14 protein-coding genes and 1 pseudogene are annotated in these 15,714 nt (G+C 63.6%); 7 read left to right on the plus strand and 8 right to left on the minus strand.

Features of this window, described 5'->3' with window-relative positions; genetic code table 11:
• The 3 genes and pseudogenes from WCE05_RS21620 to WCE05_RS21630 all read left to right on the plus strand — a co-directional run.
• Positions 1-440: pseudogene (locus tag WCE05_RS21620) on the plus strand (hypothetical protein); the annotation flags it as partial.
• 1,086 nt (positions 441-1,526) lie between these two features.
• Positions 1,527-1,775 (plus strand): hypothetical protein, encoded by a 249-nt coding sequence (locus WCE05_RS21625; RefSeq protein WP_225788486.1) that lies wholly within the window; start codon positions 1,527-1,529, stop codon positions 1,773-1,775.
• A gap of 129 nt (positions 1,776-1,904) precedes the next feature.
• Complete coding sequence (locus WCE05_RS21630) at positions 1,905-2,318, plus strand: hypothetical protein (RefSeq protein ID WP_368816532.1); 414 nt, start codon at positions 1,905-1,907, stop codon at positions 2,316-2,318.
• Between the two features lie 268 nt (positions 2,319-2,586).
• Here the strand turns inward: WCE05_RS21630 and WCE05_RS21635 are convergent, their stop codons facing one another.
• From WCE05_RS21635 to WCE05_RS21650, 4 genes are all read right to left on the minus strand, one after another.
• Positions 2,587-3,804, minus strand: a complete 1,218-nt coding sequence (locus tag WCE05_RS21635; RefSeq protein WP_225788487.1) for a DUF3422 domain-containing protein — start codon at positions 3,802-3,804, stop codon at positions 2,587-2,589.
• 190 nt (positions 3,805-3,994) lie between these two features.
• Entirely contained in the window at positions 3,995-5,425 is a 1,431-nt protein-coding gene (locus tag WCE05_RS21640; RefSeq protein ID WP_368816533.1) for an aldehyde dehydrogenase family protein, read from the minus strand.
• Between the two features lie 13 nt (positions 5,426-5,438).
• A complete protein-coding gene (locus WCE05_RS21645) occupies positions 5,439-6,938 on the minus strand; it encodes a cytosine permease (protein WP_253103278.1) in 1,500 nt (499 codons plus the stop codon).
• A gap of 95 nt (positions 6,939-7,033) precedes the next feature.
• Positions 7,034-7,417 carry a nuclear transport factor 2 family protein gene (locus tag WCE05_RS21650; RefSeq protein ID WP_368816534.1) on the minus strand — a complete coding sequence of 128 codons (384 nt, stop codon included), beginning with the start codon at positions 7,415-7,417 and terminating at the stop codon, positions 7,034-7,036.
• A 234-nt stretch (positions 7,418-7,651) separates the two neighbouring features.
• Here WCE05_RS21650 and WCE05_RS21655 point away from each other — a divergent pair, with 234 nt between their 5' ends.
• Positions 7,652-8,629: a Fic family protein gene (locus WCE05_RS21655; protein WP_368816535.1), complete on the plus strand. Its 978-nt coding sequence runs from the start codon at positions 7,652-7,654 to the stop codon at positions 8,627-8,629.
• Positions 8,630-8,716: 87 nt separating this feature from the next.
• Here the strand turns inward: WCE05_RS21655 and ehuA are convergent, their stop codons facing one another.
• From ehuA to ehuB, 4 genes are all read right to left on the minus strand, one after another.
• Entirely contained in the window at positions 8,717-9,511 is a 795-nt protein-coding gene (gene ehuA / locus WCE05_RS21660) for an ectoine/hydroxyectoine ABC transporter ATP-binding protein EhuA (protein ID WP_225788659.1), read from the minus strand.
• A 62-nt stretch (positions 9,512-9,573) separates the two neighbouring features.
• A complete protein-coding gene (ehuD, locus tag WCE05_RS21665) occupies positions 9,574-10,230 on the minus strand; it encodes an ectoine/hydroxyectoine ABC transporter permease subunit EhuD (RefSeq protein ID WP_225788492.1) in 657 nt (218 codons plus the stop codon).
• Complete coding sequence (gene ehuC / locus WCE05_RS21670; RefSeq protein ID WP_225788493.1) at positions 10,227-10,886, minus strand: ectoine/hydroxyectoine ABC transporter permease subunit EhuC; 660 nt, start codon at positions 10,884-10,886, stop codon at positions 10,227-10,229. Before ehuC ends, ehuD begins: the two co-directional genes overlap by 4 nt.
• Before the next feature lie 63 nt (positions 10,887-10,949).
• Complete coding sequence (gene ehuB, locus WCE05_RS21675) at positions 10,950-11,807, minus strand: ectoine/hydroxyectoine ABC transporter substrate-binding protein EhuB (protein ID WP_225788494.1); 858 nt, start codon at positions 11,805-11,807, stop codon at positions 10,950-10,952.
• 288 nt (positions 11,808-12,095) lie between these two features.
• Here ehuB and WCE05_RS21680 point away from each other — a divergent pair, with 288 nt between their 5' ends.
• From WCE05_RS21680 to eutC, 3 genes are all read left to right on the plus strand, one after another.
• Positions 12,096-13,490, plus strand: a complete 1,395-nt coding sequence (locus tag WCE05_RS21680) for a PLP-dependent aminotransferase family protein (protein WP_368816536.1) — start codon at positions 12,096-12,098, stop codon at positions 13,488-13,490.
• Positions 13,491-13,700: 210 nt separating this feature from the next.
• Positions 13,701-14,672, plus strand: a complete 972-nt coding sequence (gene eutB, locus WCE05_RS21685; protein WP_368816537.1) for a hydroxyectoine utilization dehydratase EutB — start codon at positions 13,701-13,703, stop codon at positions 14,670-14,672.
• 33 nt (positions 14,673-14,705) lie between these two features.
• On the plus strand, positions 14,706-15,698 hold the full coding sequence (eutC, locus tag WCE05_RS21690; protein WP_368816538.1) for an ectoine utilization protein EutC: 993 nt from the start codon (positions 14,706-14,708) through the stop codon (positions 15,696-15,698).
• The last annotated feature ends 16 nt before the right edge of the window (positions 15,699-15,714 follow it).

The raw sequence follows: 15,714 nt of genomic DNA on the forward strand, positions 1-15,714 counted from the left end.
ATCTTGGGATTTCGTCCAAGCGTGTGGTGCATCACTGGAAAAAGGCCGGTGGGCCGGGGCAGATACCGGGGTATGCGACGCATTTGGAAGAAGTGGCGAAGACGGCGCGGTATTTGAAATATGGTGGGTATGTGGCTATTGGATTGGGGGCAACTTCGTCCTACTTGAAAGTGCAGGAGGTTTGTAGGGCAGGGGAGACGGAGGAATGCAGGAGAATTCGGTTCACCGAGACTGGGAGCTTTTCTGGAGGGTTGGTGGGTGGTATGGCAGGTGCCGCGTTTGGGAAGGCTGCGATCAGCGCTGTATGTACGTTTGGGCCCTGGGGAAGAGCCATCTGCGGGATTGCATTAGTTGGTGGCGGCTCCCTCTCTGGAGGCTTAATGATGGAAAGAGTGGGCGGGGCTACAGGGGAAGTCGTTTATGAAAATCTTTATGACTGATCTGGTGGGTTGAATGCTATATGTCAAGCTGGCTGTATTGCTTGGACCGATGGTGTTGTGTGTGGGAGGCCTTTCAGTTCTCGCTCATATCGCCGGAACGCGTCATTTTGACGTGATGTGCGCCTCGCTGAGAAATAGTAAAGGTTTTCTAGAGGACGTTAGGGCTTCGAGCGCGTTGAGTCTGGAACTTCGAAGTTTGGCGGTTGCGGGCTCAAGCATGATGCTCATATGGCCAGAATGGGGAATGCGCAGAGGATTGCTTGATCCGGAGGACAATAAGCAATTCCCTTCCTATCTGAGACGTAGGGTTAAAGTCGCATTTTGGCTTTTGGCTTTAGGTCTGACATGGTCAGCGATCGTGTACGGAATTTTGGGGTGGGGTGTCTTATGACTTCGCTCGCTAATGGTAGTCTGGTTCCTTGCCTTGCAGGATGAGTTTGGACTCCGTTATGTGGAAATGCATATGGTTTTTCTCTCAGCAAAGGTGGCGAATGCTGGGTGTGAATGGGTGAGCTGATTTGTGGATTATTGGATTGATCCAGGCAGTTGGGCGTTAGGCTCTGTATGAAAACCTTTGAAACGCCGGGGTGGGTGAACTGACTTATGAGGCGCTCCTTGATTGATCCTTCCAATTGGCCAGTAGTTTTCAAGCTTGCTTTTTGCTGGCTCCGCTTCTGCTCTTGCTTTCAGGGCTGGGAGTCTTCGGGTACATTGCGAGTACACGTCATTTCGATGTGATGTGCGCGTCCTTCCAGCGAAGTAAAGGACTTCATGAAGAAATAAGAACGTGGAGTACCTTAACACTGAAGTCGAGAGTTTTTATTGTGAGTGCTATGTTAGTTGGTGCACTATGGCCGAAATTGGCACTTCGGCAGGGGTGGCTAGATCGGGAGGGTAATCGGAACTTTCCACCCTTTTTAAACGGCGTCTGAAATGGGCGTTCTATATGGAATTTCTCGGTGCGGGATGGCTGATCTTGGGGGCGCGCTGATCAAGCTTGGAAAAATATAGCTTTCGAATATGATTCACTTCGAGGTGACGCGTACAGTATCCCGAGTATGATGTTGTGCTGATACAGAGATCCATATGATTGATCTCAGTGACTGGCCCGTGGCCTTAAGGCTGGGGTATGCGACGCATTTGGAAGAAGTGGCGAAGACGGCGTGGTATTTGAAATGTGGTGGGTATGTGGCGATTGGGTTGGGGACAACTTCGTCCTATTTGAAAGTGCAGGAGGCGTGCCTGGCAGGGGGATTCGGTTCACCGAGACTGGGAGCTTTTCTGGAGGGTTGGCGGGCGGCGCCGCAGGTGGATTTTTCGGTGGTAAAGCAGTGAGCGCGATATGCGTGGTTTTCGGTATTTATGGACGTGCGGTTTGTGGTTTGGCCACTGGGGGCGGTGCTTCGTTTGTGGGGGAACGCTAGGTAACGAGATTGGAGAGACTGCAGGGGAGGTCATTTACGAATGGATGCCACATTGATCCCCAATCCGCGCAATTGGCCGGTGAGCTATCAGATGATCGTACTTTTAGTACCAGCTATCAGCTTTTTGATTGGAATGGCCATGATCGCCAGATTCGCTTGGGGGAGTGATTTCGAGAGAGCCATGGCAGCCTTACGCAGCAGCAGTTGGCTGGAGCTCCAGAAGGGTATTTGGGGTACTACTGCCTTTGGTTCTCGATGGATTTTGTTGGGCATGATCAGCGGGGTTTTGGCATGGCCTGGAAGGCATATCAGGCGAGGGGAGCTTGATGCGCATGAATTACGTTGTTTTCCCGCAGACCTCAAGCGGCGTCTGCTTGCTGGGGAGGTGATCATGCTGAGTGGGCTTGTCCTACTCTGCACCGCGGTAGGATTGTATAGATTTCATGGACACTAGCTGGCGAACCTGCGGTAGCAACCCCCCCTCGCGACCACAGCCGACAAGGGGCTTTCGCCGTGTCAGGGATCAGCCTGGACAGCGTGTTATATGTTTGCCGACTGATACGCCGATTGATCCCTGGGGCCTAGCTCAAGGCCGCGCCTTTGGTCTCGTCCGAGACATGCGGTGTCCCGGACAAGCCCCCACAGGTCCCTGCTAAATCAATGAGTTAGCGTTTGTTCTATGAGCTTGCCGGTGATGGTCCGCATATGCAGCCCCGCCATCCTCAATGCTGCTTGGCCTGCCTGATCCGCCGCAGGATCACCAGCAGCACCAGCGCCACCACCGGCGCCATCCCCAGCAGCGCTTCGCGCGCCGTCAGCCCCGCTCCCAGTACATTCAGCCCGCCATACAGCAGCTTGAACAGGCTCAGCAGGTAGTAGGTGATGGCGATGATCGACAGCCCCTCGACCGCCCGCTGGATCTTCACCTGGGCATCGGCCCGGGCATTGAGGCTGCGCAGGATCTCGGCATTCTGCTCTTCCATCTCCACCTGCACCCGCGCCTGCAGCAGGTCGCCCAGGTTGGCCACGTTCTTGGCCAGCTGCTCGAGGCGCTGTTCGGTGGCGGCGCAGTAGCGCACGGTCGGCTTGAAACGCCGCTCGATGAACACCCCCAGGCGCTGGCAGTCGCCCACGTGGGTTTCGCGCAATTCACCCAGGCGCTCGAACACCAGTTGCGCATAGGCCTGGGTGGCGCCGAAGCGGTGGCGGGTCTTCACGGTGCGGCTGACCACCTGCCGCGAGAGGTGGGCGATGGCTTCGAGCAGGGCCTTGGAGTCATGGCCGGCGACGCTGGCGCTGCGTTCGGAGAGGCTGACCAGGGTCCTGTCGAAGGCGTCCAGCTCCTGGCCGAGGGCCTTGGCGTCGGTCAGGGTCAGCGAGGCCATCATGCGGTAGGTCTCGATTTCCAGCAGGCGACGGATCATCCGGCCCTGGCGGTAGGCATTGAGCCGCCGGTTGACGAACAACAGGCGGTTGGTGCCATCGTCGGTCAGGCGAAAGTCGCTCCACACCACCGCGTCGCCACCGCCGACGCAGGAGCCGCAGGGGTCCTTGAAGCCGTAGCGGGTCAGGTCCAGGTCCTGCTCGCCGCGTACCAGCACCTGTACCGCGTTGATCACCTGTGCCGCCTGCGGCGCGATGGCCTCGGCGAGCACCTGGGGCAAGGACTGCCAGCTCGCATCATGGGTGGCGCAGGGTACGACCAGGGTCAGGGTGAAGAACTCGGCATGGCGCTCCCACTTGAACGGATGACCGTCCAGCCGGGTGATGCCTTGGACCGCCTCGCTGTCGAAGGCGCCCGGGCAGCAGCGCTGCAACAGGGCCTGGCAGGCGGCATCGTCGCCCAGCAGGGCCAGGTGATGGACATGGGCCGGCTCGTCGAAATACAGCGACGGGCGGGCGTGCAGTTCGTTGTGCAGGGTGGTGCGTTGCGGGTGCATGGGAGGTCTGGCCTGGTGTTGTGGTTGTTGGGGCTACCAGGGGTGGGACTTTCCGACGGTGGGTAAAAGTCACCTGGAACACCAGGCTTTTGTGGTGACGGTACTGTCGCTTTCGCGGGGGAATACCCGCTGAGCGTAACGTAAAAGCCCCTCGCGACAACTGTCGACAAGGGGGGCGTCGTGTCAGCGATCAGCCAAGACAGCGCGTCACATGCTTCACCGACTGATACGCCGACAACCCCCAGGGCCCGAGTTCACGGCCGATGCCGCTGCCCTTGGTGCCGCCCCACGAAGTCTCGACGAACACCGCCTGCACCGAGTTGATCCACACATGGCCGACTTCCAGCGCATCGGCCACGCGCTCGGCGCGTTCGAGGTCGGCGCTGCAGACGGTGGCGACCAGGCCGAAGCGGCTGTCGTTGGCCTGGGCGATGGCCTGCGCCTCGGTGGCAAAGCGCCGGGCACACAGCACCGGGCCGAAGATTTCCTCGACCCACAGGCGGCTGTTCTCGGGCACGTCCACGTACAGCGTCGGGCTAACGAACCAGCCTTCGCGGTCCAGCACCTGGCCGCCGGCGAGGCAGCGCAAGCCTTCCTCGCGGGCGGTGGCGAAGTAGCCGGCGACCTTCAGCCATTGCGCCTGGCTGGTCAACGGCCCCATCGCCACGTCCTCGGCCTGTGGGTTGCCGACCCGCATCCGTTCCAGGGCCGCTTGCAGGCGTGGCAGCAGGGTGTCGGCGATGCCGTCCTGCACCAGCAGCCGCGAGGTGGCCGAGCACATCTGCCCAGCGTTCCAGGTGATGCCGGCGACGATCCATTCCACGGCCTGGTCCGGGTCGCAGTCGTCGAACACCACGATCGCGGACTTGCCGCCCAACTCCAAGGTCACCGGGCGGCATTGGGCTGCGGCGGCGCGCATGACCTGGCTGCCGACGCCGTTGCTGCCGGTGAACGACAGCTTGTCCAGGCCGTTGTGGTTGCTCAATGCCGCGCCGGTCTCGGCCTTGCCGTTGACGATGTTGAGCACGCCGGCGGGCAGGCCCAGCGTATCGGCGATCTGGCCGTAGGCCTGCTCGATCAGCGGGGTGATCTCCGACGGCTTGAGCACCACGGTGCAGCCGGCGGCCAGGGCCGGGGCGAGTTTCCAGGCGCTGGTCACCAAGGGGAAGTTCCACGGCACGATCAAGCCGACCACGCCGACCGGCTCCAGGCGCGTGCGGGCGGTGAAGCCCGGGGCGGCGAGGGGGACGTCGCGGTTCTTTTGCGGCAGTCGTTCGGCAAGGTCGGCGTAGTAGCCGAAGGTGGCCACGGCGTCGTCCAGGTCGATCTCGGCTTCGTGGCGTGGCTTGCCGTTGTTGCGAATCTGCAGGGCGATCAGCGCTTCGCGGCGCTGGCCCAACTGCTCGGCGAAGCCACGCAGGTAGCGGGCACGCTCGCTGGCGGCGACGTTCTTCCAGGACGCCAGGGCACGGCGCGCCGCCACCACGGCCTGGTCGACCTGGGCGGTGCTCGCCGACATCAGCTCGGCGAACGGTTGGCCAAACGATGGGTCATGCACGGTGAGGCAATCGTTGCCCTGGCCTTCGACCCAGCGGCCGTCGATGTAGTGAGGTGTGGTCATGGTCGGATTCCAGTCAGGCCATTTCGGCGGTGGTCACAGGCGTCGACGGTGCATGTTTGCAACGCACCCAGCGCGGTCCATTCGGGCCATAGACGCCGGCGGGTTCAGGGAACAGGTTGAGCAGGGCCAGGTACAGCACGCCAGCCAGGCCCAGTGTGACCGGCAGGCTCAGGTCGATGCCGCCGGCAAGCGCGCCGAGCGGGCCGACGAACTGCCCTGGCAGGTTGACGAAGCACAGGCCCACCGCCGCGCTGGGGACCCAGGCGCCCATGCCGCGCCAGTTCCAACCGTGGTGGAACCAGTAATGGCCGCCGCGTTGGCCGCGGGTGAACACCTGCAGGTCGTCGGCATGGTAGAAGCCACGGCGGGTGACCAGGCCGATGATCATGATCACCATCCAGGGGCTGGTGCAGGTGATGATCAGCACGGCGAAGGTGGACACGCTCTGCACCAGGTTGAAGGTGAAGCGGCCGATGAAAATGAAGGCGATCGCCGCCACGCCGATCAGCAGGGTGGCACCGGCGCGGCTGAGCAGGCGGGGGAACACGCTGGACATGTCCAGCCCGGTGCCGTACAGCGCCGTGGTACCGGTGGACATGCCGCCGATCACCGCGATCAGGCAAACCGGCAGGAAGAACCAGCTCGGAGAGATCGCCAGCAGGCCGCCGACATAATTGTTGGCGGCGATGTAGTCGGGGGCCTGGCTGGCCACCAAGGTGGCCGTGCACAGGCCGAACAGGAAGGGGATCAGCGTCGCGGCCTGGGCAGCGATCACCGCCAGCATGATGCGTGCCTTGGGCGTTTCGCGGGGGATGTAGCGCGACCAGTCGCCAAGGAAGGCGCCGAACGACACCGGATTGCTCATGGCCAGGATCGCCGCGCCGACGAACGCCGCCCAGAAACCGGCCTGGCCGAGGCTGACGCTGCCGGCGAAGCCCATGTCGAAAGGGCCGGCGAAGGCGACGATGCCGAGCAGGAACAGCAGGCTCGAGGCCCACACGGCGATCTTGTTCACCCAGAGCATGAAGCGGAAACCGAAGATGCACACCACCAGCACCAGTACCGCGAACAGACCGTAAGCCAGGCCCAGGGTCAGGTCGGTTTCCGGCAGCCCGGCCAGGCGCTTGGCGCCGCCCACCAGGGCATCGCCGGAGCTCCACACGGAGAGGGAGAAGAACGCCACGGCGGTGAGCAGCGACAGGAACGACCCGACGATACGCCCGTGCACGCCGAAGTGCGCACCGGACGATACTGCGTTGTTGGTGCCGTTGAGTGCGCCGAACAGGCCCATGGGGGCGAGGATCAGTGCGCCGATGCCGACGCCGAGCAGGATCGCCCAGGCCCCGGCCTGGAACGACAGGCCGAACAATACTGGGAAGCTGCCGAGCACGGCCGTGGCGAAGGTGTTGGCCCCGCCGAAGATCAGGCGGAACAGGTCCAGTGGGGAGGCGTCGCGTTGATCGTCGGGGATCTGTTCGACGCCGTTGGTCTCGATACCGGTCGAGTGGCTCATGGCAAGGCTCCAGCGCGGTTGTTGTAGGTCGGCGCCGGGGCGCGGACCCTCTTGTGGTTGCGTTGGCAGTGCGGCAAGGCCGCGGAAAACGTCAGCTAGGAGGCGACCGACAAATGCTCGTGGCAGGCCAGCCAGCGTTCGCCGTGGCGGCGCAGGACGATGGTCTCGCGCTCGGCCAGTTGGTGTTCCTGGCCAGCGATGCGGATGCGCGTGGCCACGTCGTGCATGAACACCGCCACCTCGCCTTGCAGGCTGACATGGGCATTGTCGGAGCGGCATTCGAGCACGGTGAGGCCCTCGGCCTGCCACTGCGCCCATAAGGTTTCATAGGCACGGCGCGATAGCAGCGGTTGCGGCAGGCTGTGGAAGAGGAAGGTGGCGTCTTCGCTGAAGCAGGCGAAGTAGCGGGCGGTATCGTTGCTGGCGAAGGCGGCGACGAGGTCGGCGGCAGCCTGGCGTACCTGGAGGGTCTGGTCCACGGGCGTGGCCTCATGATTATTGTGATTGTTGGTGAGGCGATTCTGGTGAGGGTTGCCGTTGGGAAAAATCGCTGGAGGCAAATAATCAGTTCAGGAATTCGTGAACCAATGCGCTCGCCTTTACCCCGGCTATGCCAGTGGATAAGGTGACGGCAATCGTTGGGTAGCAGTCGTTGGCATACCCTATCTGCGTCCCGTTATTGTCAGGCATCCCACGCTTATGGAACTGCATGCATGAGTAACTACCTGCCGCCGTTGACCTTGACACCACGCATGCTGGGGCTGGTTGCAGAGATCAGCGAACATGTGGGGCTGTTGGCGGCGTCTCGTGATGACGTGCTTACGCCACAACTGCGACGAGGCAACCGTATACGCACCATCCAGGCATCGCTGGCCATAGAGAACAACACGCTGAGTGTGGAGCAGGTGACGGCGTTACTGGATGGCAAGCAGGTACTGGGGCTGCCACGTGAGATCCAGGAGGTGCGGAATTCGTTCGCCGCCTATGATGCGATGTCCACGTGGCGGCCAGATCGCCAGGCCGATCTGCTGGCTGCTCATGGCTTGCTGATGAGTGGCCTGATCGAGGATGCCGGGCATTTCCGTCAGGGCGGAGTAGGCATCTATCGCGGAGCGCGCCTGCTGCATATGGCGCCACCGGCCAGTCGTGTGGCGATGCTGATACAAGACCTTCTTCATTGGCTCGGGCAAAGCGACTGGCACCCCTTGATTGCCAGCTGTGTGTTTCAGTACGAATTCGAGTTCATTCATCCGTTCGCCGACGGAAATGGACGCATGGGACGATTATGGCAGACCTTGATCCTTAGTCGTTGGCGTCCGGTGCTGGCATACCTACCGGTGGAAACAGTGATATGTGCGCAACAGGATGCTTACTACAGCGCGCTCGCGGCAGCTGATCAGGCGGCCGAGGCGACCCCGTTCGTGGAGTTCATGTTGCAAGCGTTACGCCAAGCGCTGGTCGAGGCCCATGAAAGCGATCAAGTAAGCGATCAAGTAGCGCGTCTGATCCAGCAGTTACAACCCGGTGTGGCGTTGAAGGCCAACGAGCTCATGCAACGCTTGGGGCTTTCGCATCGTCCGACGTTCAACAAGAACTACCTCAAGCCTGCCCTTGCGGCAGGCTTGATCGAAATGACCGATCCCGCATCGCCCCGTAGCCCCAGGCAGCAGTATCGACGAGTCATCACGTGATTCGGCGCCTATAAAGGGCAAACTCGTGGGGCAAGCCTCAGTGCCAGCCTCTTAAGCTGTGTGTAGCAATGCAGCCCCACGTCCCGGTCAGTTCGCTTCCCGTACCGCACTGAGAAACGCCCGGGTCCGCTCCTGCTGGGGATTCTCGTACACCTGCGCTGGCGTGCCCTGCTCGTGGATCTGGCCTTTGTAGAAGAAGCACACCCGGTCGGCGAACTCGCGGGCGAAGCCCATCTGGTGGGTGACCATGAGCATGGTCAGGTTGTGCTCGCTGCCGAGCCGGCGGATCACGTTGAGCACCTCGCCGCACAGCTCGGGGTCCAGGGCCGAGGTCACTTCGTCGAACAGCATCACCTTCGGCCGCATGGCCAGGGCCCGGGCGATCGCCACGCGTTGCTGCTGGCCGCCGGAAAGCTGCGACGGGTAGTGATCGAACTTGTTGCCCAGGCCGACCATCTCCAGCAACTCGGCAGCCCGCTCGCGGGCCTCGGCGGGCTTGATGCCGAGCACCTGCACCGGCGCCTCGATAACGTTCTGCAGGGCGCTCATGTGCGGGAACAGGTTGAAGCTCTGGAACACCATGCCGATCTTCGAGCGCACCTTGCGCACATGGCGTTCACTGGCCGTGACCAGGCCGCCGTTGCGCCCGGGCATGTGCGTCAGCGATTCGCCGTCGACTTCGATCGTGCCCTGGTCGATGCCTTCCAGGGTCATCAGCACGCGCAGGAGGGTCGACTTGCCCGAGCCGCTGGGGCCGATGATCGCCACCTTCTCTCCAGGGGCGATATCCAGGTTGAGACCATCGAGCACGGTGAAGCTGCCGTAGCGCTTGGTCACGTCGCGGAAGCTGACGATTGGCTGGGCAATGGCCGGTGCTGGCATGGCGTGGTCCCGCTGCAGGGGGCTGGTGGTGACAGTGGCGAGGTTCGAGACAGGCGCGATCATTAGCGTAACTCCAGGCGCACTTCAAGGCGCCGAACCAGATAGGCCAGAGCGACGCTCAAGGCCAGGAAGAACAGACCGACCAGGGTGATCGGCTCCAGGTAGCGGAAGCTCTCGGAACCGACGTTCTTGGCCTGCTGCATGATTTCCACCACGGTGATGGCCGACAACACCGGGGTGTCCTTGAGCATGGCGATCAGGTAGTTGCCCAGCGGCGGCAGGATCGGTCGGATCGCCTGGGGCAGGATGATCGTGCGGTAGGCTGTCCAGGGCGCGAAATTCAGCGCCACCACCGCTTCCCACTGGCTGCGCGGCACGGCATCGAGCCCGCCACGGTAGACCTCGGCGATGTAGCAGGCATAGTGCAGGCCGATGCCGAGGATGCCCGCCTGCATGGCAGTCATGTTCACGCCGTAGTTGGGCAGCACGTAGTACAGGAAGTACACCTGGATCAGCAGCGGCGTGCTGCGGATGAACTCGATCACCAAAGTCACCGGCCAGGCGATCCACACCTGCCGGCTGCGCCGGCCGATGGCCAGGAACAGGCCAAGGACGATGGCGATCAGAAAGCCCACCAGGGTGATGCCCAGGGTCTTGAGCGAAGCCTGCAGCAGGTCGGGCAGGATCTGCGCGACGTAGTTCCAGTCCCAGACGTTCATGACAGGCTCCCCCGCAGGCGACCACGGCCCAGGCGTCGTTCGACGGCGCGCATGGTGAAGTTGATGACCTGCGCCAGGACGAAGTACAGCAGCAGGGTGAGGCTGAAGATCTCCAGGGTCTGGAAGGTCGCCTGGTCCAGCTGGCGGGCGCGGAAGCTCAGGTCCGACAGGGTGATCAGCGACACCAGCGAGGTGTTCTTGAGCAGCTCGATCAACAAGTTGGTGCCCGGCGCGATCGCCGCCAGCAGGGCCTGGGGCAGGATGATCCGGCGAAAGCGCGTGGCCGACGACATGTTGAGGGCTGTGCAGGCTTCGTACTGGCCCTTGGCGACCGAGCTGATGGCGCCGCGCATCACTTCGGCGCCATAGGCACCGATGTGCAGCCCGAGGCCGACGATCGCCACGGTGTAGGAGCTCATTTCGAGATTGAAAGGCGGCAGTGGCAGCACGAAGAACAGCCAGAACAGCTGCACCAGCAGCGAGGTGCCGCGGAACAGCTCGATGTAGGCCACGCAGAACCAGCTCAGGGGCCGCCAGGACGAGCGCCGGCCGAGGGCGGCGAGGATCGCGGCGACGATGGCCAGCAGCGAGCCGAAGAAGGTGACCTGGATGGTGATCCAGGCGCCTTGCAGTAACAACGGTATCAATTCACCCATGGGTTCGACCTGAATAATCGGACTACGCAGGGAACGGCATGGCAAGTGCCATGCCACCTCGATTCATTGCTGGGCACAGAGCTCGGCAGCGGTCTTCTCGGTCACGTTGGAGCGGTCGAAGCCGAAGGGCTCCACGGTCTTGAGGTGCTCCTCGCTGCCTAGCCAGCGCTTGAGCTCGGCGTTGACCGCATCGCGCAGGTCCTTGTCTTCGGGACGGAAGGCCAGGGCGCCGTAACCGGTGTGGGCCGGGTCGTCGGTGAAGTCGCTGATCGCCTCGACCTTTTCGCCGCCTTTGCGGGCCAGGCCCTTCATGGTCAGTTGCGTGCCCACCGCGGCATCGGCGCGGCCGGCACGTACCGCCTGCAATTGCGCGGTGGTATCCGGCACCTGGAGGATCTGCGCGTCCTTGACCCCCGAGTCGCGGGCGTAGGCGAGGTTGACCGTGCCGGCCATGATCGCCAGCTTGACATCGGGGTTGCCGGCGACGTCGGCATAGCTGTGCAGGTTCTTCGGATTGCCCTTGGCCACCAGCAGGGTGTCGGGCAGGGCGTACTGCGGGTCGGTGAAGATCACCTGCTTGCAGCGCGCTGGGGTGATGTACATGCCGGCGGCGATGACATCGAAGCGGCCTGCGCGCAGGCCAGGGATCAGCGAACCCCATTCGGTGAGCACGCCATCGACCTGCTTGATGCCCATCTTCTCGAAGATGACCTTGGCGATCTCGGGCGACTCGCCCGTGACCCGGCCATCGGTCTCGGTGAAGGCGAAGGGCGTCTCGTTGGCGTAGCCGATGCGGATGCGGCTGTTTTCCTTGATGGTGTCCAGGGTGGCGGCCTGGGCGCTGGCGGCAAGGCCAAAGGCGGCACAGGTGACCAGCAGGCGCTTGAACGGGGATGGCACGATGGGGGAAGGCTGGCTCATCAATGAATCTCCTGTTTTGTTATCAAACCGTCGCCGACGGCTCTGTGTTAGGAGGCAGTGGAGCAAAACAGCGGATGCACGGTGGCTTTTCGTTCGATCAACCGACGACGCGAGCGTTCCGGCACCGGTCGACAGGGATCTTGTTCGATGCTGCCGGGGCAGCCTGGCGTCGACCATGGCCGGAGCATACAAAAGCTCCGGCGCCGATGGCATTGCACTAGGACAATTGCCCGAAGATCCCACACGAGCGATGCTGTGTCCTGACCCCGGCCAGCGAAGCGATGCCCCATGGAAAACTGGAAGACAGCCCTCGACGCGGCTCGCATTGGCGAGTCCAAGTACAAGATCCTGGTCCAGGCGATCACCGGCGAGATCGAGCGTGGCGTGCTGCTGCACGATCAGCGCCTGCCGCCGCAGCGGCAGGTCGCCGATGCCTTGGGCATCAGCGTGCAGACCGTGACCAATGCCTACAAGGAACTGGAGCGCCAGGGCCTGGTGCGCTGCGAGATTGGCCGTGGCAGCTTCGTCAGTCGGCGCATGAGCGACCGGGTGGCGGACGACATCATCGACCTGCCCGAGCGCACCCTGGTGGATTTCTCCATCACCCGCATCCTGCACACCCAGGCGCACGAGCGGATCTGGCGCGAGACCTGTGCCGAGCTCAGCCAGGAGGACGAGCAGCCGTGGATCCACGCCTACCGCCCCATCGCCGGTTTCGAAAGCCATCGCGAGGCGGCGGTGCGCTGGTTGGCCGGGCTGGGCATGACGGTCGAGCGCGACGACGTGCTGGTCACCAATGGCGCTGCACATGCGATCTTCCTGGCCTTGGCCTCGCTGGCCGGCCCCGACGACGTGGTGCTGTGCGAAGGCCTGACCGACCATGGCGTCATCGGCAACTCGCAGGTGCTGGGGTTCACCCTCAAGGGCCTGGAGATGGACCGCGATGGCATCGACCCAGAGCACTTCGAGGATATCTGCAGCAACGAGCGGGTCACCGCGCTGGTGTGCACGCCGAACCTCAACAACCCGACCACCAGCCTGATGCCCGATGCCCGCCGCCGGGAGATCGCCGAAATCGCCCGGCGTTTTGGCGTGCACATCATCGAGGACGATGTGTACGGCCCGCTCTTGGGCGGGCGTCATGCCCGGCCGATCAGCCACTACGCCCCGGAGCTGTCGTTCTACTGCACCAGCATGACCAAGTCGGTGCTCACCGGGCTGCGGGTCGGCTACCTGGCGATGCCCAAGCGCCTGGCGCTGCGTACCGAGAGTATCCTGCGGGTCAACAGCTGGATGGCCACGCCGCTGGTGGCGGAGATCGCCACCCGCTGGATCAACGATGGCCGTGCCGCGCAGTTGGTGGAGTTGCAGCGCAAGCTGCTTGCCGGGCGGCAGGCGATGGTCCGTGAGTACCTGGGCGACTACCTGCAGGGCAACCCGGTCCAGGCATTGGCGGCCTGGTTGGACATCCCGCCGCACTGGGAGGTCGACAGCCTGGTGCGGGCCTTGCGCCGCCGGCAGATCGCGGTGACGCCGCCGGAGCCATTCCTGGTACGTGGCACGCCACGGCCGCGGGCGGTACGCCTGTGCGTGGGGGCCGAGTGTTCGGATGCCAAGATGCGCCAGGCGTTGGCCGACATGCGCGAACTGTTCGGGCAGTATCCGCAGATTCATGAGTTGTGAGCAGCAGGGGGCCGTCTAACTGGATGACACGCTTGTGCAATGCGCATTTCATGTGATCGGCTCAACCCCTGGAGCGGGCTTGCCCGCGAATGGGGCAGCACAGGCGATGCAAAATAAAAAATGTCCGGCAAATTGACCTAGTACATTCATCACGACAATTTGCCGCTCTTAGACTCCGCCCAACACCAGGCCACTTGTTGGGACGCGGTCATGTCAGAGCTCTCGCTTCACGATATCCACCTTGCCCGCCAGCGTATCCAGGGGCTCGTGCGCCGCACGCCGTTGGAACACTCCCCGAGCCTGAGCCGCATCGCCGGCGCACCGGTCTACCTGAAGCTCGAATCCCAGCAACTCACCGGCAGTTTCAAGCTGCGCGGCGCCAGCAATGCAGTCGCGGCCCTTGCCCCGGACCTGCGGGCGCGTGGCGTGGTCACCGCCTCCACCGGCAACCATGGCCGGGCACTGGCCTACGCCGCGTCGCAGTTGGGTGTGCGCGCCACCGTCTATCTCTCGCACCTGGTACCAGCCAACAAGGTCCAGGCGATCCGCGACTTGGGCGCCGAGGTGTGCATCGTCGGCCACTCCCAGGACGATGCCCAGCACGCGGCCCTGCAGCATGCCCATGAGCAGGGCGCGGCGCTGGTGCCGCCTTTCGACGATCCGGCGGTGATCGCCGGCCAGGGCACCTTGGGCCTGGAGATCGTCGAGCAACTGCCCGACGTTGGCCAGGTACTCGTGCCGCTGTCCGGCGGCGGCTTGTTCGCCGGCGTGGCGCTGGCCCTGAAAAGCATCAACCCGGCCATCACCACCCATGGCATCAGCATGACCCGTGGCGCGGCAATGCACGCCAGCCTGCAGGCTGGCCGCCCGGTCGAGGTCGAGGAGTTGCCGACCCTGGCCGACTCCCTCGGCGGCGGTATCGGCCTGGACAACCGCCACACCTTCACCCTGACCCGGCGCCTGCTCGACCAGGTGCACCTGCTGGCGGAAACCTCGATCGCCAATGCCATGCGCCATGCCTACCACCAGGAGCGCCAGGTGGTCGAGGGCGCCGGTGCGGTGGGCATCGCCGCGTTGCTCGACGGCCTGGTGCCGGCCCGTGGACCGATCGTAGTGGTGGTCAGCGGCCGCAACGTCGATACCGCACAGCACTTGCGGGTGATGAACGGCGGCGACGCCTGAGGTCTTTTCTTTTCGTTCACTGGAGGTTTTCCGATGTCCGCCATCACCTTGCTCAGCGAAGCCGACCTGCGTGACTGCATCTGCCTCGACCGCGCCGCGGTCGATACCATCGAGCAGGCCTTCGCCCTGCTGGCCACGGCGCAGGTGGCGATGCCGCCGATCCTGCGCCTGGACGTGCCCGAGCACAACGGCGAGGTGGACGTGAAGACCGCCTACCTGCCGGGCATCGCGCGCTTCGCGATCAAGGTCAGCCCCGGCTTCTTCGACAACCCCAAGCTCGGCCTGCCCAGCCTCAACGGCATGATGATGCTGTTGTCGGCACGCACCGGCTTGCTGGATGCCCTGTTGCTCGACAACGGCTACCTCACCGCCGTGCGCACCGCCGCGGCCGGCGCGGTGGCGGCACGTTGGCTGGCCCGTGACGACAGCCGTTGCGTGGCGCTGATCGGCAGTGGCGAGCAAGCTCGCCTGCAGTTGCAGGCGCTGCGCCTGGTGCGGCCGATCGAGCGGGTGCATCTGTGGGCGCGCGACTCGGCCAAGGCCGCGGCATTGGGCGATGAACTCGGCCGCGATGGCGGCTTGCAGGTGCTGGTGTGCGACAGCATCGACCAGGCCATGCAGGGTGCGGACATCGCCATCACCTGCACACCCAGCCGCGAACCGCTGCTCCAGCCTCATCACCTGCACCCCGGCCTGCACATCACCGCCATGGGCTCGGATGCCGAGCACAAGAACGAGATCGCCCCGCAGGTGGTGGCCGAGGTCGACCGCTACGTCGCCGACCGCCTCGGCCAGACCCGCGTGCTGGGCGAGCTGCACCATGCCTTGCGCGCCGGCCTGGTCCACGACGACGGCGCCTTCTGCGAACTCGGCCAGGTCATCGCCGGGCAGCAGCCGGGCCGTACCAGTGCCGGTCAGATCACCCTGTGCGACCTGACCGGCACCGGCGCCCAGGACACCGCCATCGCCAACCTGGCCTTCGAGCGTGCGCTGGCCGCTGGCAAGGGCCTGGCCTTCGCCAGCTGAAGAATCTTCCAACCCC

This window comes from Pseudomonas sp. I2 (genome assembly GCF_040984075.1).
Lineage (GTDB): Bacteria > Pseudomonadota > Gammaproteobacteria > Pseudomonadales > Pseudomonadaceae > Aquipseudomonas > Aquipseudomonas guariconensis_B.